Genomic DNA, 20,382 nt, shown 5'->3' with positions numbered 1-20,382 from the left:
CAGACCCTTGGTGACCTGCGTCTTCGATCCGGCGGGCGGTGCGGGCCGTGGGCCCCTGCCGCCGTGGCCCGTCGCCGGGGCGTGTGGTGAAGGTCCCATCACACCCGGCGACGTGCGCCTGATCTGTTCTGGTTTGTGCCCTGGTCGGATCAGCCGAACAGGTTGTACGCCTGCCAGCCGGTGCCGAACGCGACGCGGGCGTTGAAGCCGCCGTTGCCCTTGCCCGGGTAGAGCCAGAGCTTGCCGGTGGTGTCGCGGGTCATCACGTCGGCGTGGCCGTCGCTGTTGACGTCGCCGGTGGTGACGATCGCGTTCATGCTGCCGAAGGCGCCGACCAGGACGGGGGCCGCCCACGGCTTGGTCGCGACACCCGTGCCCTTGTAGAGGTAGGTCTTGCCGTCGCTCTTGCGGGCGAAGATGTCGGCCTTGCCGTCGGCGGTGAAGTCACCGTGACCGCGGACCATCGTGAACGATCCCCAGCCCGTGCCGACGGCGATCGGCGCGGCGAAGCCGCCGTTGCCCTTGCCGGGGTACACGCGCATGGTGCCGGTGGAGTCGACCGCGAGCATGTCGGGCAGCTCGTCGCCGGTCACGTCACCGGGGGCGACGATCTGCTTGTGCTTGCCCCAGCCCTTGGCCACGAGCTTGAACGCCCAGTCGCCCTCGGTGCCGCCGGGACCGGGCACGTAGTGGTCCCAGTAGACGTCGCCGTTGCCGACGCGGTAGAGCAGGTCCTCGTAGTCGTCCTGGTCCAGGTCGGTCTGGACGAGCAGGTTGACGCCGCCGAAGTTGCCCAGGTTGTGGGTGCGGGCGAGGCTCGTCACCTTGGAGTGCCAGCTGAACAGCGAGCTGTCCGAGGCACGGCGGGCGAGCAGGTCCGCGGTGTGGTCGCTGCTCCAGTTGGCGTCGTCGACGCGAGACTGGATCGGCGCGGAGTACGTGGTCGCCTTGGCGTACACGCCGTACTTGCCCTCGGCCGAGCAGTTCTCGTCGCCCCAGGAGACGATGCCGGCGAGCTTGCCGCCGACGACCAGCGGGCCGCCGGAGTCACCGTTGCAGGTGGTCTCGCTGGTGGCGTCGTCGCCGGTGGGCGGGGCGCCCGCGCACACCATGTGGCCCTTGATGAAGCCGTCGGGGTACGCGGCGGCACAGGAGGTGTCGGCGACGATGTCGGCGTCGGCCACCTTCAGCGTCTGCGAGGCGCTGTTGGGGTTGGTGGAGCTGGTGCGGCCCCAGCCGTACACCTTGCCGTCACGGCCGGCCTGGTACAGCGCGGAGTCGGTCGGCTGCGCGAGCGGCAGCGTCTTGACGGTGGACGGGACCGACGAGGTCAGCGTCAGCACGGCCACGTCGTTGTCGATCGTGTACGGGCTGTACTGCGGGTGGTTCCACTGGCGGTAGGCGCCGAGCACCGTGCCGCCGTGGAAGTCCCACGAGCCGTCGGTGTTCTGGGTCGGCATCTGGTCGGTGCCGACGACGACCGCGCCGTCCTGGTACCACTTGATGCCCTTGACGCAGTGCGCCGCGGTGGCGACCTTCGTCGGGGCGATCACCACACCGCCGCAGAAGTAGCTGCCGTCCGCGTCGGAGAAGTGGAGCTGCGCCATCCAGGGCGCGGTGGAGATGGTGGTCGTGGAACCACCGATGATGCGGGTGCTCGGCGCGCTGCGGGTGTCGCTCGTGGCGGCGGAGTCGGGCTGCTCGATGAGGGACCGCTCGTTCTTCGCATCGGCCTTCATGGCCGCGACCACGCGTCCCCGGAGCTCGCCCTGCGACGGCTGGACGGGCTTCTGCGACTCGGCGGTGATCTGCGGTGCCTCGCCGGCCTCGGCGGACCCGGAGCCCGATATCGCGATGCCGGCGCCGGTCAGCGCGACGATGGCGGCGACAGCGGGTACCGCGAGTCTCATGCGGCGCTTGTGCCGGCCACCGCGGGTGCGTATCTGCACTCGGTAACCCCTTGGGTAGAACCGGCAGAGCGCGACCGCCCCACCGGAGGAATCTCTGGTAACGGTGGGGCACAGCTGGCTTTGTGGGCAGCACGCCTCAAGAGGCCCCCCGGCCTCGGCTGGTGCCGCGCAGTGGAATCCCCCCCACCCGGATGCGCCGATGATACGTGTGTCAACTGACGGTTGACCAGTGGACGGTGTGGTCCCCGGAGAAACGAGACCGCCCCGTCACCTTCGCGGTGACGGGGCGGTCCGGGAACCGATGATGCGGCGTCAGTCGCCGTTGCCCGGCGCCGGAGTCGTCTTCTGGATCTGCAGCAGGAACTCGGCGTTCGACTTGGTCTGCTTCATCTTGTCGAGCAGCAGCTCGATCGCCTGCTGCGAGTCGAGCGCGTGCAGCACCCGGCGCAGCTTCCAGACGATGGCGAGCTCCTCGCCGCCGAGCAGGATCTCCTCCTTGCGGGTACCGGACGCGTCGACGTCCACCGCCGGGAAGATGCGCTTGTCGGCGAGCTTCCGGTCGAGCTTGAGCTCCATGTTGCCGGTGCCCTTGAACTCCTCGAAGATCACCTCGTCCATGCGCGAGCCGGTGTCGACCAGCGCGGTGGCCAGGATGGTCAGCGAGCCGCCGTCCTCGATGTTGCGCGCCGCGCCGAAGAAGCGCTTCGGCGGGTAGAGCGCGGTCGAGTCGACACCACCGGACAGGATGCGGCCGGAGGCCGGGGCCGCCAGGTTGTACGCACGGCCCAGTCGGGTGATGGAGTCCAGCAGGACGACCACGTCGTGACCCAGCTCGACGAGACGCTTGGCGCGCTCGATGGCCAGTTCGGCGACCGTGGTGTGGTCCTCGGCCGGGCGGTCGAAGGTCGAGGAGATGACCTCGCCCTTCACCGACCGCTGCATGTCGGTGACCTCTTCCGGACGCTCGTCGACGAGGACGACCATCAGGTGGCACTCGGGGTTGTTGTGGGTGATCGCGTTGGCGACCGCCTGCATGATCATGGTCTTGCCGGTCTTCGGCGGGGCCACGATCAGACCGCGCTGGCCCTTGCCGATCGGCGACACGAGGTCGATGATCCGGGTGGTCAGCACGCCCGGGTCGGTCTCCAGACGGAGCCGGTCCTGCGGGTAGAGCGGGGTCAGCTTGTTGAACTCCGGGCGGCCGCGGCCCGATTCGGGCGCCATGCCGTTGACGGAGTCCAGACGGACCAGCGCGTTGAACTTCTCGCGGCGCTCGCCCTCCTTGGGCTGCCGGACCGCGCCGGTGACGTGGTCACCCTTGCGCAGACCGTTCTTGCGGACCTGCGCGAGGGACACGTACACGTCGTTCGGGCCGGGCAGGTAGCCGGAGGTCCGGATGAACGCGTAGTTGTCGAGGATGTCGAGGATGCCCGCGACGGGGATCAGCACGTCGTCCTCGGCGACCTGCGGCTCGCCGCCGAACTCCTCGCGGCCACGGCGGCCACGGCGGTCGCGGTACCGGCCGCGGCGTCCGCGGCGTCCGCCCTGCTCGTCGTCGAAGTCGTCCTGCGGGCCGCCGCCCTGCCGCTGCTGCTGGCCGCCCTGCTGCTGGCGCTGGCCGCCGCCCTGCTGGTCGTCGCCCTTGCCGCCGCGGCGGTCGCGCTGACGGTCACGGCCACCGCGCTCACCGCGGTCGCCACGCTCGCCGCGGTCGCGCCGGCCGTCGCCCCGGCGGCCCTCGGCGGTCTCGGTGGCGGCCTCGGCCTTGGCCTCCGGCTGCGCCTCGGTCTTGGTCTCGGCCCGGACCTCGGTCTTGAGGTCGCCCTTCGGCTCGCCCTTGGCCGCGTCGCCCTCCGGGCTGCCCGCGGCAGCGGTGGCCCGGCGGCGACGGCGCTCGCCCGCCGGGGCATCGTCGCTGGCCGGCTGGCCCGGGATGTCGATCTGCTGCTGGGCGGCAGGGGACTCGGCCTTCGGCTCGGCGGCGCCGTCCTCACCCGTACGGGCCTTGGAGGTGGCGCGGCGCTTCGGCTTCGTCTCGGCCGCGCCGCCCGCCTCGGCACCCTTGGCCTGGGCTCCTCCGGCGGCCTGCGCCTCCTTGATGACCTCGATCAGCTGGCTCTTGCGCATCCGCGCGGTGCCCCTGATACCGAGGCCCGAAGCGACCTGCTGGAGCTCGGCCAGGACCATGCCCTCGAGGCCGGTGCCGGAACGGCGGCGCCGGGAGGTGGTGCCAGTGGCAGCACCTGCGGCGGGCGCGGCGGTGTCGACACTGTTGTCGGCAGTCACGCCCATCAGATCGGTGGTGTCGCTCACGAAGGGTCCTTCCCTGGAGCGGACGTCGGCCTTCTGGCTCGGCGACCGGTTGTGCTGTCCGACGCGGTCTTCGATCTTTCTGATCGCGGACCGGAGCCGGGGCGGTGGTCCGCCGGGGTACGGCGGAAGAGATGTACGTGCAAGGTCCGGCCCGAGTTCCCCCTGCTCGGCCCTCTCTTCGGGAAAAGCGAGGGGTGTCGTGCCGGTTCCGGAGCGTGCTCGAAACTGCTCAGGCAGGCTGCTCAGGCAGTTGGGGAGGCTCCCGGAAGAATGGTGGTCCCGGAAAGGGACACGAAGCACCGCGCCACAAGATTGTGGGCTGCGTACTTGAGGTTAACACTACCGGCTCCAACAAACATTCCCCCTCTCCGTCACCGGCAATCACGTGTCGCTACGAAGCGAGCGGGAGCACGCTCGCTCCCGCGGCGTCGAGTGCGAGCCTGTTGGCCGCCCAGCCGTCGCCCGCCAGCCGTGCGACCTTGTCGGCCGTGCCGTCGTCGGCCAGCGCGAGGACGGTGGGGCCCGCACCGGAGATGACCGCGGGGACGCCGTCGGCGCGCAGCCGGTTCACCAGGTCGACGCTCTGCGGCATCGCCGGGGAGCGGTACTCCTGGTGCAGACGGTCCTCGGTGGCGGGAAGCAGCAGCTCGGGGCGCCTGGTGAGGGCCTCGACGAGCAGCGCGGCCCGGCCCGCGTTGACGGCGGCGTCGACGTGCGGGACCGTGCGGGGCAGGAGCCCTCGGGCGGTCTCGGTGAGAACCGGCCTGCTCGGCACGAAAACCACCGGAACGATGGACGCGGACGGGTCCATCCTGATCGCACGGGCGGCGCCGGCATCGGTCCAGGCGAGGGTGAATCCGCCGAGCAGACAGGCGGCGACGTTGTCGGGGTGACCCTCGATCTCGGTGGCGAGCTCCAGCAGCGCCGCGTCGTCGAGCCTGGCGTCGCCGCCTATCGTCACCGCGCGGGCGGCCACGATGCCGGCGCAGATGGCGGCCGACGAGGAACCGAGCCCGCGGCCGTGGGGGATGCGGTTCGCGCAGACGACCTCGAGGCCGCGCGGCTGCCCGCCCAGCAGGTCGAAGGCCGTGCGCAGCGAGCGCACGAGCAGATGGCTCTCGTCACGCGGCAGCGTCCCGGCACCCTCACCGGCGATGTCGAGGTGCAGCCCGGAGTCGGCGACACGGACGACGACGTCGTCGTACAGGCCCAGCGACAGGCCGAAGGCATCGAAGCCCGGCCCGAGGTTGGCGCTGGTGGCGGGCACGCGCACTCGGACGGCGGCGGCGCGGAACGCGGGACCGGCCATCGATCGACGACACTCCTTGGTTCTGATCGGTGCTGATCTCGATGATCTGTGTGATCGGGTCTGATCGGCGTGATGATGACGTGAAGATGCGAAGACCCACGGGCCGGTGACGGCAGCGACCGCGGCATATGCGGCGGTGGGGTTGCGTACAGCCTATCCAAGGAAGGTTCTGCGGCGACATAGGGCGCACAGGAGGCGCACGATGCGTGTCGCACTCCCCTGTGTGCCCCTTCGGGGCGTCGTGGGCGACGTGCCGTTTACGCGTGCCACGCTCGCGCGACGGACCCGGGCGTACGGGCGTGGTGCCGCGCCCCGCGAGCCTCCGCCGGGGACGCGCACGAGGGCGGACGGCGGGCACGGCCGCAGTCCGGCGTGCGGACGCCACCGTGTCCTGCCCTACGGCCCGGCGGCCTTCCCGGCTCGGACGTCGGCCCGCCACCCGGGGCCGGTGCCGTACGGCACCGGACGCCCGGACGGGGGACGCTCAGCCGAGCCCGAGCTCCTTCGCCGCCGCGGCCGCGTCCACCGGGACCGTGAGCGGCTGGGGCGCTCCGGCGACCGCCCAGTCCGGGTCCTTCAGGCCGTTGCCCGTGACCGTGCAGACGATGCGCTGGCCGGCGTCGACCTTGCCCTCCTCGGCGGCCTTGAGCAGACCGGCCACCGAAGCGGCCGACGCGGGCTCCACGAAGACACCCTCGCGCGAGGCCAACAGCTTGTAGGCACGCAGGATCTGACGGTCGGTCACCTCGTCGATGAAGCCGCCCGACTCCTCCTTGGCCGCCAGCGCGAACTCCCAGGACGCCGGGTTGCCGATCCGGATCGCCGTCGCGATCGTCGACGGGTCCTTGACGATCTCGCCGCGCACGATGGGTGCGGAACCGGACGCCTGGAAGCCCCACATACGGGGGCTGCGGGTCGACATCCCGTCCGCCGCGTACTCCTTGTAGCCCTTCCAGTACGCCGTGATGTTGCCGGCGTTGCCGACGGGCAGCACATGGACGTCCGGCGCGTCGCCGAGCGCGTCGACGATCTCGAACGCCGCGGTCTTCTGGCCCTCGATCCGCACCGGGTTCACCGAGTTGACCAGCGCCACGGGGTAGTTCTCGGACAGTCCCCGGGCCAGCACCAGGCAGTCGTCGAAGTTGCCGTCGACCTGCAGGATCTTCGCCCCGTGGACCAGCGCCTGGCCCAGCTTGCCCATCGCGATCTTCCCCTGGGGGATCAGCACGGCGGACACCATCCCGGCGCGGCCCGCGTAGGCCGCGGCGGACGCCGAGGTGTTGCCGGTGGAGGCGCAGATGACCGCCTTCGCGCCCTCCTCCTTGGCCCTGGTGATCGCCATGGTCATCCCGCGGTCCTTGAAGGATCCGGTCGGGTTGGCGCCCTCGACCTTGAGATATACGTCACACCCGGTGGCCTCGGAGAGGGACTGCGCGAAGACGAGCGGCGTACCGCCCTCGCCGAGCGTGACGACCGGAGTCGTGTCCGTCACCGGCAGCCGGTCACGGTACTCCTCGATGATGCCGCGCCACTGGTGCGTGCGAGTGCTCATGGGTCCTTACTCTCCTTCAACCCGCATGATGCTGGCGACACCGCGCACGGTGTCGAGCTTGCGCAGCGCCGCGACGGTCCCCGAAAGGGCGGCGTCGGGCGCGCGGTGGGTGACGACGACGAGCGATGCCTCGCCGTCCTTGCCCGTCTGGCGCACCGTGTCGATCGATACGCCGTGCTCGGCGAAGACCGTCGCCACCTGGGCGAGCACGCCCGGCTTGTCGGCCACGTCGAGGCTGATGTGGTACCGCGTCACGACCTCGCCCATGGGGCTCACGGGCAGCTGCGTGTACACGGACTCGCCGGGCCCCGTCGCCTCGGCGAGCTTGTTGCGGCAGACGGCGACCAGGTCGCCCAGGACGGCGGAGGCGGTCGGCGAACCGCCGGCGCCGGGGCCGTAGAACATCAGCCGGCCGGCCGCCTCGGCCTCGACGAACACCGCGTTGTACGCCTCGCGGACGGAGGCCAGCGGGTGGCTGAGCGGGATCATCGCCGGGTGCACGCGCGCCGTGACCGACTTGCCGTCCGCCGCCCGCTCGCAGATCGCCAGCAGCTTGATGGTGCAGCCCATCTGCTTCGCGGAGGCGAAGTCGGCGGCGGTGACCTCGGTCATGCCCTCGCGGTACACGTCGTCGAGGCGCACCCGGGTGTGGAAGGCGATACCGGCGAGGATCGCCGCCTTGGCGGCCGCGTCGAAGGCCTCGACGTCGGCGGTCGGGTCGGCCTCGGCGTACCCGAGCGCGGTGGCCTCGTCCAGCGCCTCGGAGTAGCCGGCGCCGGAGGTGTCCATCTTGTCGAGGATGAAGTTCGTCGTGCCGTTGACGATGCCGAGGACCCGGTTGACCTTGTCGCCGGCCAGGGACTCGCGCAGCGGCCTGATCAGCGGGATCGCACCGGCCACGGCGGCCTCGAAGTAGAGGTCGCGGCCGTGTTTCTCGGCGGCCGCGTAGAGCGTGGCGCCGTCCTCGGCGAGCAGCGCCTTGTTGGCCGAGACGACCGAGGCCCCGTGCTCGAAGGCGGTGGTGATCAGCGTGCGGGCGGGCTCGATGCCGCCGATGACCTCGACGACCACGTCGATGTCGTCGCGCGAGACGAGCGCCTTGGCGTCGGTGGTGATGAGCTCCTGCGGGATCCCCTCACGGACCTTGGAGGGGCGGCGGACGGCGACCCCGGCGAGCTCCACCGGGGCCCCGATCCGCGCGGCGAGGTCGCCGGCGTGCGTCGTCATGATGCGCGCCACCTCTGAGCCGACCACTCCACAGCCCAGCAGCGCCACCTTCAGCGGACGCGTACGCATCATCCGACCTCGATTCCTTCATAAAGCAGAGTGCGAACCAGTCTCACCCACCGCACGGGGCTTTCCGCGCCCCGTCCGGATTCTGAGACATATATTTCATCAGCCGACATCCAGACGCAGGAGATCTTCCTCCGTCTCGCGCCGGACGATCACCTTGGCCTCGCCGTCGCGCACGGCGACGACGGGCGGACGGAGCGCGTGGTTGTAGTTGCTGGCCATCGAGCGGCAGTACGCACCGGTCGCCGGCACCGCGATCAGGTCGCCCGGCGCCAGGTCCGCGGGCAGGAACGCGTCCCGTACGACGATGTCGCCGCTCTCGCAGTGCTTGCCGACGACACGGACCAGCATCGGCTCCGCGGCGGACGCGCGCGAGACGAGGGCCACGCTGTACTCGGCGTCGTACAGGGCCGTCCGGATGTTGTCGGACATGCCGCCGTCGACGCTGACGTACGTCCGCAGCCCCTCGAGCGGCTTGATCGTGCCGACCTCGTACAGCGTGAACGCGGTCGGCCCGACGATCGCGCGGCCGGGCTCGACGGAGATGCGGGGCGTGCGCAGACCGGCCGCCTCGCACTCACGGGTGACGATCTCGCTCAGCGCCTTGGCGATCTCGTGCGGCTCGCGCGGGTCGTCGTCGGAGGTGTACGCGATGCCGAGGCCACCGCCGAGGTCGATCTCCGGCAGCTCGACGCCGTGCTCGTCGCGGACCTCCTTCAGCAGCCCGACGACCCGGTGGGCGGCCACCTCGAACCCGGAGGTGTCGAAGATCTGCGAACCGATGTGCGAGTGGATGCCGATGAGCTCCAGCCCGTCGAGCTGCAGCGCGCGCCGCACCGCCTCGGCCGCCTGACCGCCGGCGAGCGCGAGTCCGAACTTCTGGTCCTCGTGGGCGGTGGCGATGAACTCGTGGGTGTGCGCCTCCACGCCGACGGTGACGCGGATCTGGACGCGCTGGCGCCTGCCGAGGGACTGCGCGACGTGCGCGACGCGGACGATCTCCTGGAAGGAGTCGAGGACGATCCGCCCGACCCCGGCGCCGACGGCCCGCCGGATCTCCTCGACGGACTTGTTGTTGCCGTGGAACGCGATGCGCTCGGCGGGCATCCCCGCGTCGAGGGCCGTGGCCAGTTCGACACCGGAGCAGACGTCGAGGTTGAGGCCCTCCTCGTGGAGCCAGCGGACGATGGCTCGGGACAGGAACGCCTTGCCCGCGTAGAAGACGTCGGCGTCCTTGCCGAAGGCGTCGGCCCAGGCACGGCAGCGGGCGCGGAAATCCGCCTCGTCCAGGAAGTAGGCGGGGGTGCCGAACTCCTCGGCGAGCCGGGTGACTTCGATGCCAGCGACGGTGACGACGCCGTCGTCGGCCCGGTTCACGGTGCGCGACCAGACCTTCTCGTCCAGCGCGTTGAGGTCGGCCGGCGGGGCGGCGTAGTGGCCTTCGGGGAGGACGTCGGCGTAGCGGGGCCCGGCGGGGTGTGCGGAACGGCTCATTCTTCTCTCACATCTACAGGTGTTCGGGTGCGCTGATGCCGAGCAGGGCCAGGCCACCGGCCAGCACCGTCCCGGCGGCTTCGGCGAGGGCGAGCCGGGACCGGTGGGTGGCCGAGGGTTTCTCGTCACCGACGGGCAGCACGGTGTGCTGGAAGCCGAGCAGGGCGTCGGCGATGGCTTCGAGGTGGCGCGCGACCCGGTCGGGGGCACGCAGCCGGGCGGCGGACTCCAGGGCGGCGGGGTGGTCGCCGAGGGCGGCGAGGAGGGCGGAGGCGGCCGTGTCAGCGGGGTGGGCGTCCGAGGGGTGGGCGTCCGCACCCTTCTCGTGCGCGGAACTCCCCCCGTCTTCGGCGAGCCCGGCGGTGAACCCCAGGTCCGCGGCGTTGAGGAGCAGGGCTCGGCTGCGGGCGTGGGCGTACCGCACCCGGAACAGCGGATTTCCCTCGTTCTGCACGAGAAGACCGTCGTCGGGCCTCGGGCGGTCGTGCCCGGCGGGCCGGAGCAGCGCCCAGCGGGCGGCGTCGGGGCCGAAGCGGCGCAGCAGCTCGTCCGCGGAGACGTCGACGGGGACCGGCCGCAGCTCGGGGAGGGCCACCGGCGGTGTGCCCAGGGCATCGGGGGTGGCACCGAGCGGCGCCCAGGCGGGTTCGGCCCGGTCGCAGCTGATCCGCACGAGTGCGCCCTGCGCCCGGAGCAGTCGGCGCACGGCGTCGGCGGTGACGGCGGCCCTGACATCGGGGCGGTGGTGGTACTGGTGGATCTGGCCGGCCATGCCGTTGCCGTGTCCGTAGCGGATGCCGTGCGAGAGCACCTCGCGGACGAGGGCGTGGTGGGTGCCGGCAGCCAGGGTGATGTTGAGGAAGCCGGGACCGCTGATCTCGACGCCGGCGATGCCGGGGTGCCGGGCGAGGGCCCCGGAGAGCACTTCGGCCACTTCGCGCGCGGGCATCCGGGCGTCGCGGGCGAGCCGCAGCGCGGCGTTGGTCGCATAGTCCCCGCTGCCGCCCGGCCGGGAGCGCTCGACCTTCACACGCTCGGGGACGGGGCCGCGCAGTACACCCTCCTCGACCGCACGGCGCACGGCGCCCAGCACGGTACGGGAGAGCTCTGCGGGGGTCACGGGTCAAGCGTATGGGAGAGAGGGGGTGTGATCGCGAACCGGTTTCGCCATGCGGTCAGCCCCGCGTGCTCCCCGCCCTCCCGGCACCATGCCTGCCGTCCACGGACGGCGGGACCTCCCCGTACACCAACCGACGGACGAGCCGCACCAGCTCGGCCGGCTCGAAGGGCTTGGCGAGAAAGGCGTCGACGCCCGCGGCCACCCCGGTGTCGACCTCGTGCTGTGTACAGGCGCTGATGATCGCGACCGGCACACGCCGAGTCCTGGGATCCGAGCGGAGCCGCGCGGCGGTCCGCAGACCGTCGAGCCGCGGCATCACGACATCGAGCGTGATCACATCGGGCCGCACCTCATGGACGACCTCCAGGCACTCGGCACCATCGGCCGCGGTCACGACCTCGAAACCCTCCAGCTCGAGGTTGACCCTGATCAGCTGCCGAATGACCCTGTTGTCGTCGACGACGAGCACCCGGCCGGACACGCCTGACACAACTCGAGAGTAGGTCCGCGAACGCGCCCGCGTCCGGCTTTTCCCCACTTCTGACCCGGACGGGGGGTGTGGGGCGGGTGGAGGGGCGGTACGGGTGGGGCGCCTGACGGGGCAGCGGGGGTTCGCGCGTGCGCCCGGCGAGCGCAGCCGGGATGCTGGATGTCCCGGCTGCGGCTTGGGCCAGGACGGGTGGCCGGCGCGCGTTCGGCCTGCCCTGGGAGGCGACCGGTCGGCGTTCCCGCAGAGAGTGTGCCGCCCCCTCGGTCACGGGCTGGAAATACCTGTTCACGGGCACCCCATCGGAGCTGGTAGGGTTCTACCCGTCGCCGCCGAGAGCGGCGGACGCCCCCGTAGCTCAGGGGATAGAGCAACGGCCTCCGGAGCCGTGTGCGCAGGTTCGAATCCTGCCGGGGGCACCTCGAAGAAGGTGCCTAAAGACCCCGCCACCAGCGAGAACGCTGAGGACGGGGTCTTCGCGTATGTGCAGGCGTATGCCGCTCGGAGCGGCCGTATGTCAGGGTCCGTGGACTATTCGTGGACAAGATCTTGAGGCATCGGTGCAGGTCGCGCCAAGGAATGCCGAAAGCCCCCGGACAAGTCCAGGGGCCTTGCGGGGGTCCAGTCGATCACCCTTGGATCGCACGAATCAGGGTGTCGTCCCCGTCATAGAGCTCCAGGCTGTACGGCAAACCGAAGCGGCCGAGCAGGCCAGCGAGTTCGTCGAGTCGCAATGGGTCGACGACCCCGTTCAGCAAGATGGCGGATCCCTCGATGGGGTCGATCTCCACCTGGCACCAGCTGGTTTCGAGCTCGTAGCCGTACCAGGAGGACGAGTTCGACCTCCAGCCAGCCCTCTCGAAGTACTCAGCGACAGCCGAGGCATCACGGCAACCGCGTAGGGCGCCGCACACGTTGTTGCCGACCTCGATCCACTTCGGATCAAGCTTCTGGCCGTCGTTGGATATGTCCACGCCCGGATTATGAATGATCACGGCAGCCGCGATCATTCGTATTCTCGCAGGAGATCTTCGATCCGGCGGTTGGCGACTTCCTGCCTGCCGTCGAGGCACTTGGCGTACCGGCTGAGCAGAACCTCGACACTGTTGCCCGCCCTCTCAGCCACCTCGGTTGCGTCCACTCCAGCGTTGAGCCACGTCGAGAGCGCGGAATGACGGAGATCGTAGGGGCGCGCAGCGAGCGGCGAGGCGACCACGGCCGGGGGGAGCGCCAGCCCCCGAGCGTCTTGCCAGACGCGGTAATACGTCGAGGATCCAACCACTCCCCCGCGTTCGTTCGTGAACAAGCGCCCGTCCTCCGCAGTGCCGAACATGTCGAGGTGCTGCCGGAGGATGGCGACAAGGTGGGGCGGGATCGGTACGAGCCGGACCTCCTCCACCGGCCGGTTCTTGAGACCTCGGTCGTCGTGGGTCTCGCCGGAGTCCGTCCACTGCTTGCCGACACTGGGACGCGTCCGGTTCAGCAAGACCGTCCCCCAACCGGCGTCGGGCAGTTTTAGGTCCGCAATGGTCAAGCCGACGGTCTCAGCCGGGCGAAGAGCGCCGTAGTACATGCAGGCGAAGAGGCCGACCAGACGGCGACCACGCGCGCGACCGTAACCGCCGACATACGAGACCGCAGTGAGCAGGGAACGAGCCTGCTCGGGATTTGCGACCACGCGGGGATCGACTTCCCCGGCTACGTTCGGCTTCTTCCAGCGGATGCCCGTGATCGGGTTCTCTTTGAACTCCCCGAGATCCACCGCATAGTGCAGTGCGTTGACGAGCGTTCGACGCTTGCGCCGGACGGTCTCCGCGGCTGCCGCCGTCCCGTCGAGCCTCAGCTTGAGCGAATCCAGGACGGCCCTGCCGATCGCAGCGTCACCGAGGTCCGAGAGCGGACGCGACGCCTTGGCCACCCAGTGCAAGGTGTTCGCGATCTCGGTCGGCAATTCGCGCTCGTCCGGTCCGGGAAGGACGAAGGCCCCGTTGCGAAGCGCCCTCCTGATCAGTTCCTCGGACGGCTGCCCCGGGCGCTCGTCAAGAAGAGCCATCGTCACGGCGGTCAGGGCCTCATTGATCCCGTTGCGCGTGTTCGGCGCCGCGTGCGGCCACTTCATGGCCAGGTACTTCAGAGCAAAGGCATACCAGGTCATCGAGGCCGCCCTTTCGACCATCGAATCTGGCAGCCCTGTCACCGTGCCGAACTCTTCGCCGGCATGAGTGGCGCGGAGCAATTTGGACCGGTAGTGGTCCGCTAACGCTTTGGTACGGAACTGCTCGGAGAAGACGTTCCCCGCCACTGTCCACCGAACGTCATAGGACGACTTCTTGGTGTTCCGCTTCCGGACACCCCAGACCTTCACGTCTAGGGACTTCATGCCGCTTCCTCCAGCTGTCGCAACCATGCGCTGAAGTCGCTTCGCCACACCCGCAGCTCACCGTTGGGCAGCTTGAACGCGGTCGGCCCGAGCCCCAGCTCCCGCCATCGGTAGAAGGTCCGGCGAGACACGCCTCCCAACTCGTTCAGCACCTGGGGCACTGTCATCAGTTCGTCGCGCCGGCGGTCCATGTCGGTTCTCCTTCCGTTCCGGGGGCGGGTTCGAGTGATGCGGCGAGCCAGGCTTCGCCGCGGGACAGGCCGGTGCCGGCGAACACCCAGTGGGCGAGGACGAGCGTGGATTCGCCGTCCTGCGGGACAGGCGGAGCAGCTTGGGCACGGCGCCATTCGGCGCGGGCGTCGCGGAGCGCGCCGAGCGTGGTCGAGTAGCGGCGGGACTTGGTGGAGAAGTGGCCGCGGAAGCCGAGCATGTGGGCCCACGCCCGCAGTCGAAGGTCTGCCAGTGCGGGACGAGCACCCAGGGCCCAGGCGGTGCGGATCATGCGCCGGGCGTGGTCGGTGATCTGGGCTTGGGCCAGCTCGGCGAGGAACTTCAACGGCCGGTCCAGGGTGCCGGTCGCCGTCTCGGCGCCTTTGGTGGCGTACTTGGCGATGTACGCCGCCACGGCCCGCTCGGTCAGATCTTGGCCGCCGTCGAAGTCGGCGGTGCGGATCGTGCGTACGTCGAGCTGTCGGCCGAAGACGAGGGTGTGCGACCGGCCGTCGACCGTCGGCCCGTTGACGCGAGCGGCGGCTGCCGCGGCCCGGATGGCATCGGTCAGCAGCTCGGCCGTGGCCCAGGCGGGCGCCGGTGAGTCACCGCCCTCCGGGCCGTCGAGGCGGATCACGGCGTGGAAGTGGACCGCGCCTCGCTTCTGGTACTCGGCCACCTTCGCGAAGGAGATCCGGGCGTGGTCCCGGAACGCCCGCTGAGTGAGGCCGACGCGCTTGGCGACCTCCCGGCGGAGGTAGATCGTGAAGCGCCGCCACAGGGCACCGGCGTGCGCGTTCCACAACACGGCCGCTTCATAGTCGTAGGTGTCGGGGGCGAGGGGCGTGCCCAGGGCGGGGTCTGCGTCGTCGTGCCGGACGCCGCAGCGGCAGGGCCGGCCGCTGGAGGGGCGGTTGTGGACAGGGCCGAAGCCGGGGGCCGTGAAGGTGGCGAAGACGCGCGGGTGTGTGGAGACCTCTTCGGGGGTGCCCTTGCCACCGCGGAGTCCGGCGGTGATCAGGTGGTAGGTGTCGCGGCGGTAGGTCTCGGCGCAGGCCGCGCACCGGGTGGCACGGCGGTTGTTGCAGCGGACGAGGAGCTGACCGGCGGGCAGGGCCGACGAGTCCAGGTGGTGCAGGACGCGGCCGATCTCGCCCGTCGTCCGGTCCACCGCAAGTTCGGTGCGGTGGCCGTCGAGACGTACGGGGCGGGTGCAGCCGCCCAGGCCGGACAGCTGGCGGGCCAACTCGGGCAGGGCGCCGAGGGAGGCCAGCGTGGAGAGTTCCGCCAGCGGGGGCGGAGTCTGCCGGGTGATGATGGGAATTCCTTTCGGCTGTTGCGACGGTTGGGAGGCGGCCAGCGGGGCGGCGGGATGCTTGGCGGCGTTTGCCGCCCCGTCGGCCGGTCAGCGCTTGTGCGCGCCGGTGACGAGGGAGCGCAGGACCACGGCGGCGATGGCCACGGACACGGCCGAGACGGCGACCGCCGCCAGGAGCGCGGTGAGCACGACTCCGACGACGACCACGGCGGCGACCGCGCCGGCACCGACGCCCAGGTACGGGGCGACCGATCGGCCTCCCGCGGGGGCCGGAGCCTGCGTCTGCTGAGGCACGACGGTCGGCGGCGGAGTCGGGATGTCGGGCAGTTTGGGGCGGAACACGGCGGACCTCCTTGTCACTCGTGGTTGCCGTTGACGACGTCGACACCGGAACGTGTGCCGGACTCGATGACGGGGGCGAGGAAGGTGTGGGAGAGCCAGAAGCCGAACAGGGCGATCACCACGGCGATCCAGAGCCGGACGCCGAGGAACTTGATCGCGGCCCAGGCGACGACGCCCAGGACGACGACGAGCGGCAGCGAGACGGTCACGGGAGCTCCTTCAGCGGACGGCGCAGCGGTGTGTACGGGCGGCCAGTTCGGCGGCGGCGCGGCTGTCGTAGTCCGTGGCGAAGCCGCAGCGCGGGGCCGTGCAGGCGGCGGTGTGCTTCTCCCGGCCCCGGCCGTCGTAGTAGGTGGCGACCTGTACGGGGCCGATGCGGACGACGCGGCGGAAGCGGCGGTTGGTGGTCAACTGCGGGTCTCCTTCGGGTCTTCGCCGGTGAAGTCGGTGACGTGGTCGGCGAGCCAGCGCAAGATCTCGTCGCCCTCGTAGCTGTCGGCGGCGAGGATCACGGGCTCGGCGACGAGCACGGCTTCGGTGAGGCGGTTCTGTCGGGTCAGCTCGGCGGCGCGCTTGAGCGCGCGGAGCGTGGACGGGCGCACGAGGGGATGTCCTCCGGGTCAGGTCAGGTGGGTGGAGATGGCTTCGGCCAGGGGCAGCGGGACGCCGAGCCGGGCGCGAAGGGTCGAGGTGTCGATGGGTGTTCCGGTCCGGGCGCGGTGCTCGTCGGCGATCTTGCGCGCGAGCGTGACGAGCGCCGGTGGCACCGGGGGCGTGGAGGGCGGGGCCGATTTCGACCCTGCGGCGGGAAACTCGGCTACCGGGGTCGGTTCTTCGGCCGCGTCCGGCGCCGGGGCCGACTCGTGCTCCTCCGTTCGGGCATCTGTGGTTGCTCCGTGAGCGAGGAGCGTCCCGCCCAGGAAGGCGACCGCGGGCCAGCCGGCGACGAGGATCCGCAGCCAGTCCGGTACGTCGTCGAGGTCGAGCAGCCCGGCCGTGGCGACGTTGGCGCCGAGCGAGGCGGTCAGTGCGACGAGGAACCAGCACCATCCGGCCGCTTTCGCCCCGCCGGTGCGGAGCCGCCGCCAGGCCGCGACCAACAGCAGGTCGACGGAAACCGGGTAGGCCCAGGCCTTCCAGCCGTCCTGCCCCGCAGCCAGCGCCAAATCGTGCAGGTGGGCGAAGGACAGTGCGGCGGCGATCAGTGCCTGGACGAGTACGGCGTCGATACGGACGGGCAGGGCACGCACGGGACGGCTCCTTCCGGTTTCGGGCATGGAGGGGTAGGGATGTGGCACGGAACGGCCGTGCAGCCGGGGGGCGGGTTCGCCTATTCGGTGACCGGGCGAGCGGTGGCCACGGGCCCGGACGCCTCGACCGGCGTCGGCGGTACGTACGGGCGGAGGGGATCGAGCGCCCGTGCGTCGGGGGCGAGGTCAGCCGTGGCGCGGCAGATGGCCGCGGCATCGGCAAGCGAGAGATAGGGGGTGCGGATGCGGGACCAGCCGCCGGAGGTGTCGCCGACGACGGCGAGGCCGGGCAGTTCGGGTGCGATGGCGCAGGCCGCGAGGACGGCTTCCGGGGCGATGTCGCCGAGCGCCATCTTCGCCGAGGCTTCGTCGTTCACGCGGTGGCAGACGCGGCCGGTGAGCTGGGCGCGGAGCATGGTCGCACCCTTGCCCAGCTCGGCGCCGAAGCGCTGCCCGCAGACTTCGAGGTAGATCCCGGCGGCTCGGCCGAGTTGGGCGAGCCGGATGAGCTGGGTGACCATCTCGTCCCGCCGTTCCTCCTCCTTTCTGGTGGCGACGAGGAAGAGTTCCGCCACTTCGTCGATGAACAGCACGATAGGAGCCGGACGTTCGCCTTCCGGAAGGCCCCAGATGTCCGAGGTGATCAGCTCCTCGGGCGTGCCGGGTGCGATGCCCTGCCGAGCCTTGATCAGGTCGTACCGGTCTTCCATCTCCTTCACCAGCACGGGAAGCAGTTCGGCCGCTTGGTCCGGGTCGGTCGCCAGAGCGGAGAGCCGGGGCGCGAAGGGTGCCAGCTCGACTCCGCGCTTGCAGTCGATTCCGACCAGGACCACCAGCTGGGCAGCGAGACCGGTCAGCAGGTTCCGCAGGTACATGGACTTGCCCGAGAGCGTGGCGCCCAGCACCAGCTCATGCGGCACGGCCCGGTAGTCGCGCACGAACGCGGTCGCGTCCTCCCGTAACGCCACCGGGACCTGCAGCGGGCCGCCGTCGAGCCGACGGGGCATCCGCACCTTCCGCAGTACGTCGAAGCCGACGAGCCGCAGTTCGACGACCCCGGGCTTGACGTCCCGCACATGGACGGCGTGGACGCCCCAGGCGTGCCGGAGGCGTTCCGCGGAGGCCGCCACGTCCGCCGGCTCCTGGCCGGGAGCCAACCGCAGCCGCATACGCAGTCCAGTCGTCGTGGGCCGGATGACGCCCCGACGAGGAGGCACCGGCCGGACCTCACGCCGAGTGGCCGCCCGGACGGCCAGCGCCCGCCACCGGGAAGGCTCGACGGTCAGGCCGCAGGCGTCCATGGTCGAGGAGTACGAGGCCAGCAGCCGGGCCACCGCGAGCGGCAGCCCGACCGTGGACCAGTACGCCGCCGGGTAGGCGTGCCGAGCGTAGGCGGCGCCGCCTATCGCAGCGAGCGAACCGCCCAGCTCGGCCCACGTCACCAGGTCCGTCACGGCGATCAGCCCGCTTCAGCCATGGGGAAGGCGCCCGGGGCGATGGCAGTCGCCCGGTAGGCGATGCCGTGGCGCTCCTGGCCGTTGAACACGCTCTGCCAGGGCCGAGCCACCAGGCCCGGAAGGGACACCGGGGCGCCGACGGTCAGCCCCTCGGTCACGCCGCTCTCCGGGACCGCCACCTGGATCAGCGACGACTCCCCCTCGTCGATGTAGACGACGCCGACCGTCATCAGCACCTCGCCGGACACCGCGTCCTTGGCGATCTCACCGGTCTGCCGGTCGCGCACCTTCGGCGCCGGGGCTTCGGTGAGCAGGATGGTGGCGGCCGAGGCGTCAACACGGATCACACGCACAGGGGTTACTCCTTCTGAGAGTCGATCAACCCGCCTACCTGACAGGTTGACTTAGCAAGTTCGAAGCTAAGGATGCCAGGTTGACTTGTCAAGTCGCTATCGCTGGCAACTCGCTCTCGACCGGGGTCAGTTCAGGCGGTAAGTGTCTTCGAGTTCCTGCCGGTCAGCCGGCAGCAGCAGCTCGGAGACCTGCAACGACCGGCCCGACGCGTCACACGCCACGACTAGCACGCTCAGCACGGGAACACCGTCCGGCAGGTCCAGTACGGCGGCCTCGCCCGCATCAGGCATCCGAGCGGACACGCGCTCGACGACATGATCGAAGCGGATCTTCTTCCGAGCTTCGAGGTGTTCGCGCGCACTCCCACTCAGAGGTTCGCCGGACCCCAGCCCAGTGCCTTCCGCCAGGCCGGCGGGGAAGTACGACGAGACCAGCTCCACCGCCTCGCCGTCCTCTTCGACCAGGAAGCGGCGCAGGAGGACTTCGGTTCTCTTGGGCAGGCCGAGCGCCGAGGCGACTCGCGACGGAACAGGCACACGCCCGACTTCGATCAGGCGGCCTGCGGCGTGAGACTCGTCGCGCTCAAGCGCCCCACGCCCCCGCCGGTCCTTCTGCTCGACGACTTCCGGGCGACCCCGGACGGTCGTCCCGTACCCTTGCCGGGACTCGAGCCAGCCGTCCCGCTTCAGGAGCTCCAGGGCTCGGACGACGGTCGGGCGGGACATGCCGAAGGTCTGCACCAGCTGGTTCTCGCTCGGCACTCGGGTGCCGGGCGCATACGTGCCGTCTTCGATGCGACGCTGAAGCGTCTGCGCGAGGCGCACGTACTTCGGTGGCTCCACATCATAGGTCACGAGCGCCGCCTGTCGAGATTGGCCAAGTCAACTGGTCAACCAGCCTAGCGACACTTTCACACGGGCAGTAGAAGGGGTGGACTGTCCCGTCAGGCCGGCCAGGCATCGGCGACCACGAAGGAGACAACCGTGCCGCCGTGTCGGCTGGGACCAGAGCACCAGGAGTCGGCAATGGAGTCGACCAGGAGCAGACCCCGTCCGTGAGCGTCGTTCGCTTCGGGGTGCCGCACCCGCACGTTCACGGGAAAGCCCGGGTTGTGCACATCAACGCGGAGCGCGGTTCCCTCGCGGTACCACTCGACCCGCACCAGCCAGGGGTCGTCCGCCTGCCCGTAGAGGATGGCGTTGGTCACCAACTCCGAGATCATCAGAGCGCAGTCGTCGACAGAGCAGGCCGGGTTGTACGGAGCGATGAACTTCCGGAACCAGCGCCGGGCGCGGGGCACCGACTCAGGTTCCGGATGCAGGGTCATCGCGCCGAGCCGCGGCGAGTCCTGGCAGGGGTAGCGGTCGATCGTGTAGGCCATGCGTGCTCACTCCTTGCCGCTGCCGTCGCAGTCGAGGCAGCGCCGCTTCGACATGGCACGGTCGCGGTCATTGGCCGTGGAGAGCGCCAGCACCGTCCGGGAGCCGACGCGCTTCCAGCCACGCCCCCGACACCCCCGGCAAGCTAACCGTGCATCCGGCTCCGGCCGCCGACTCACCACGTCGTGCCTCCTTGTCCTCCAAGTGGCCTTAG

General features: G+C 70.6%; 21 protein-coding genes and 1 tRNA gene. 1 reads left to right on the top strand and 21 read right to left on the bottom strand.

All coding sequences use genetic code 11. The annotated features are described in order from the left end of the window. Positions 1-149 precede the first annotated feature (149 nt). The 8 genes from QRN89_RS23840 to QRN89_RS23805 all read right to left on the bottom strand — a co-directional run bounded on the left by QRN89_RS23840 (position 150) and on the right by QRN89_RS23805 (position 11,472). Positions 150-1,910: a trypsin-like serine protease gene (locus QRN89_RS23840; protein WP_290351429.1), complete on the bottom strand. Its 1,761-nt coding sequence runs from the start codon at positions 1,908-1,910 to the stop codon at positions 150-152. 312 nt (positions 1,911-2,222) lie between these two features. Continuing rightward, entirely contained in the window at positions 2,223-4,223 is a 2,001-nt protein-coding gene (rho, locus tag QRN89_RS23835) for a transcription termination factor Rho (protein ID WP_290351428.1), read from the bottom strand. 391 nt (positions 4,224-4,614) lie between these two features. Beyond that, positions 4,615-5,532, bottom strand: a complete 918-nt coding sequence (thrB, locus tag QRN89_RS23830; RefSeq protein ID WP_290351427.1) for a homoserine kinase — start codon at positions 5,530-5,532, stop codon at positions 4,615-4,617. A 484-nt stretch (positions 5,533-6,016) separates the two neighbouring features. Further along, positions 6,017-7,084 carry a threonine synthase gene (thrC, locus tag QRN89_RS23825; RefSeq protein WP_290351426.1) on the bottom strand — a complete coding sequence of 356 codons (1,068 nt, stop codon included), beginning with the start codon at positions 7,082-7,084 and terminating at the stop codon, positions 6,017-6,019. 6 nt (positions 7,085-7,090) lie between these two features. After that, complete coding sequence (locus QRN89_RS23820) at positions 7,091-8,380, bottom strand: homoserine dehydrogenase (protein WP_290353836.1); 1,290 nt, start codon at positions 8,378-8,380, stop codon at positions 7,091-7,093. 99 nt (positions 8,381-8,479) lie between these two features. Then, positions 8,480-9,871 carry a diaminopimelate decarboxylase gene (gene lysA / locus QRN89_RS23815; protein ID WP_290351425.1) on the bottom strand — a complete coding sequence of 464 codons (1,392 nt, stop codon included), beginning with the start codon at positions 9,869-9,871 and terminating at the stop codon, positions 8,480-8,482. A gap of 13 nt (positions 9,872-9,884) precedes the next feature. Further along, positions 9,885-10,991, bottom strand: a complete 1,107-nt coding sequence (nrtL, locus tag QRN89_RS23810; protein ID WP_290351424.1) for an ArgS-related anticodon-binding protein NrtL — start codon at positions 10,989-10,991, stop codon at positions 9,885-9,887. A 55-nt stretch (positions 10,992-11,046) separates the two neighbouring features. Further along, entirely contained in the window at positions 11,047-11,472 is a 426-nt protein-coding gene (locus QRN89_RS23805) for a response regulator (RefSeq protein WP_290353835.1), read from the bottom strand. 353 nt (positions 11,473-11,825) lie between these two features. On the opposite strand from QRN89_RS23805, the gene QRN89_RS23800 reads away from it, so the two are divergent. Further along, positions 11,826-11,897 (top strand) — tRNA-Arg (locus QRN89_RS23800). 210 nt (positions 11,898-12,107) lie between these two features. Here QRN89_RS23800 and QRN89_RS23795 read toward each other — a convergent pair. The 13 genes from QRN89_RS23795 to QRN89_RS23735 all read right to left on the bottom strand — a co-directional run bounded on the left by QRN89_RS23795 (position 12,108) and on the right by QRN89_RS23735 (position 20,170). Then, the gene (locus QRN89_RS23795) at positions 12,108-12,452 is read right to left on the bottom strand and encodes a hypothetical protein (RefSeq protein ID WP_290351423.1); all 345 of its coding nucleotides are present in this window, start codon (positions 12,450-12,452) and stop codon (positions 12,108-12,110) included. Positions 12,453-12,484: 32 nt separating this feature from the next. Further along, complete coding sequence (locus tag QRN89_RS23790; RefSeq protein WP_290351422.1) at positions 12,485-13,858, bottom strand: tyrosine-type recombinase/integrase; 1,374 nt, start codon at positions 13,856-13,858, stop codon at positions 12,485-12,487. After that, the gene (locus QRN89_RS23785; RefSeq protein ID WP_290351421.1) at positions 13,855-14,049 is read right to left on the bottom strand and encodes a helix-turn-helix transcriptional regulator; all 195 of its coding nucleotides are present in this window, start codon (positions 14,047-14,049) and stop codon (positions 13,855-13,857) included. Before QRN89_RS23785 ends, QRN89_RS23790 begins: the two co-directional genes overlap by 4 nt. Next, positions 14,025-15,359: a replication initiator gene (locus QRN89_RS23780; RefSeq protein WP_290353834.1), complete on the bottom strand. Its 1,335-nt coding sequence runs from the start codon at positions 15,357-15,359 to the stop codon at positions 14,025-14,027. The genes QRN89_RS23785 and QRN89_RS23780 overlap by 25 nt, the downstream gene beginning before the upstream one ends. 114 nt (positions 15,360-15,473) lie before the next feature. Then, on the bottom strand, positions 15,474-15,728 hold the full coding sequence (locus QRN89_RS23775; RefSeq protein ID WP_290351420.1) for a SpdD protein: 255 nt from the start codon (positions 15,726-15,728) through the stop codon (positions 15,474-15,476). A gap of 14 nt (positions 15,729-15,742) precedes the next feature. After that, a complete protein-coding gene (locus tag QRN89_RS23770) occupies positions 15,743-15,937 on the bottom strand; it encodes a hypothetical protein (RefSeq protein ID WP_290351419.1) in 195 nt (64 codons plus the stop codon). A gap of 10 nt (positions 15,938-15,947) precedes the next feature. After that, positions 15,948-16,139, bottom strand: coding sequence for a mobile element transfer protein (locus tag QRN89_RS23765; RefSeq protein WP_027734615.1), 192 nt, complete (start codon positions 16,137-16,139; stop codon positions 15,948-15,950). After that, on the bottom strand, positions 16,136-16,330 hold the full coding sequence (locus QRN89_RS23760) for an RING finger protein (RefSeq protein ID WP_290351418.1): 195 nt from the start codon (positions 16,328-16,330) through the stop codon (positions 16,136-16,138). The genes QRN89_RS23765 and QRN89_RS23760 overlap by 4 nt, the downstream gene beginning before the upstream one ends. An 18-nt stretch (positions 16,331-16,348) precedes the next feature. Continuing rightward, positions 16,349-16,978: a DUF2637 domain-containing protein gene (locus QRN89_RS23755; protein WP_290351417.1), complete on the bottom strand. Its 630-nt coding sequence runs from the start codon at positions 16,976-16,978 to the stop codon at positions 16,349-16,351. Between the two features lie 80 nt (positions 16,979-17,058). Next, positions 17,059-18,432: an FtsK/SpoIIIE domain-containing protein gene (locus QRN89_RS23750; RefSeq protein ID WP_290351416.1), complete on the bottom strand. Its 1,374-nt coding sequence runs from the start codon at positions 18,430-18,432 to the stop codon at positions 17,059-17,061. Positions 18,433-18,437: 5 nt separating this feature from the next. Beyond that, a complete protein-coding gene (locus QRN89_RS23745) occupies positions 18,438-18,788 on the bottom strand; it encodes an SCO3933 family regulatory protein (RefSeq protein WP_290351415.1) in 351 nt (116 codons plus the stop codon). 126 nt (positions 18,789-18,914) lie between these two features. Next, entirely contained in the window at positions 18,915-19,643 is a 729-nt protein-coding gene (locus QRN89_RS23740) for a GntR family transcriptional regulator (RefSeq protein ID WP_290351414.1), read from the bottom strand. 89 nt (positions 19,644-19,732) lie between these two features. Further along, positions 19,733-20,170, bottom strand: coding sequence for an ATP-binding protein (locus QRN89_RS23735; RefSeq protein WP_290351413.1), 438 nt, complete (start codon positions 20,168-20,170; stop codon positions 19,733-19,735). Positions 20,171-20,382 lie beyond the last annotated feature (212 nt).

Source organism: Streptomyces sp. HUAS CB01, assembly GCF_030406905.1.
GTDB classification, from domain to species: domain Bacteria; phylum Actinomycetota; class Actinomycetes; order Streptomycetales; family Streptomycetaceae; genus Streptomyces; species Streptomyces chengbuensis.
This window is presented reverse-complemented; position numbering and strand designations above follow the sequence as displayed.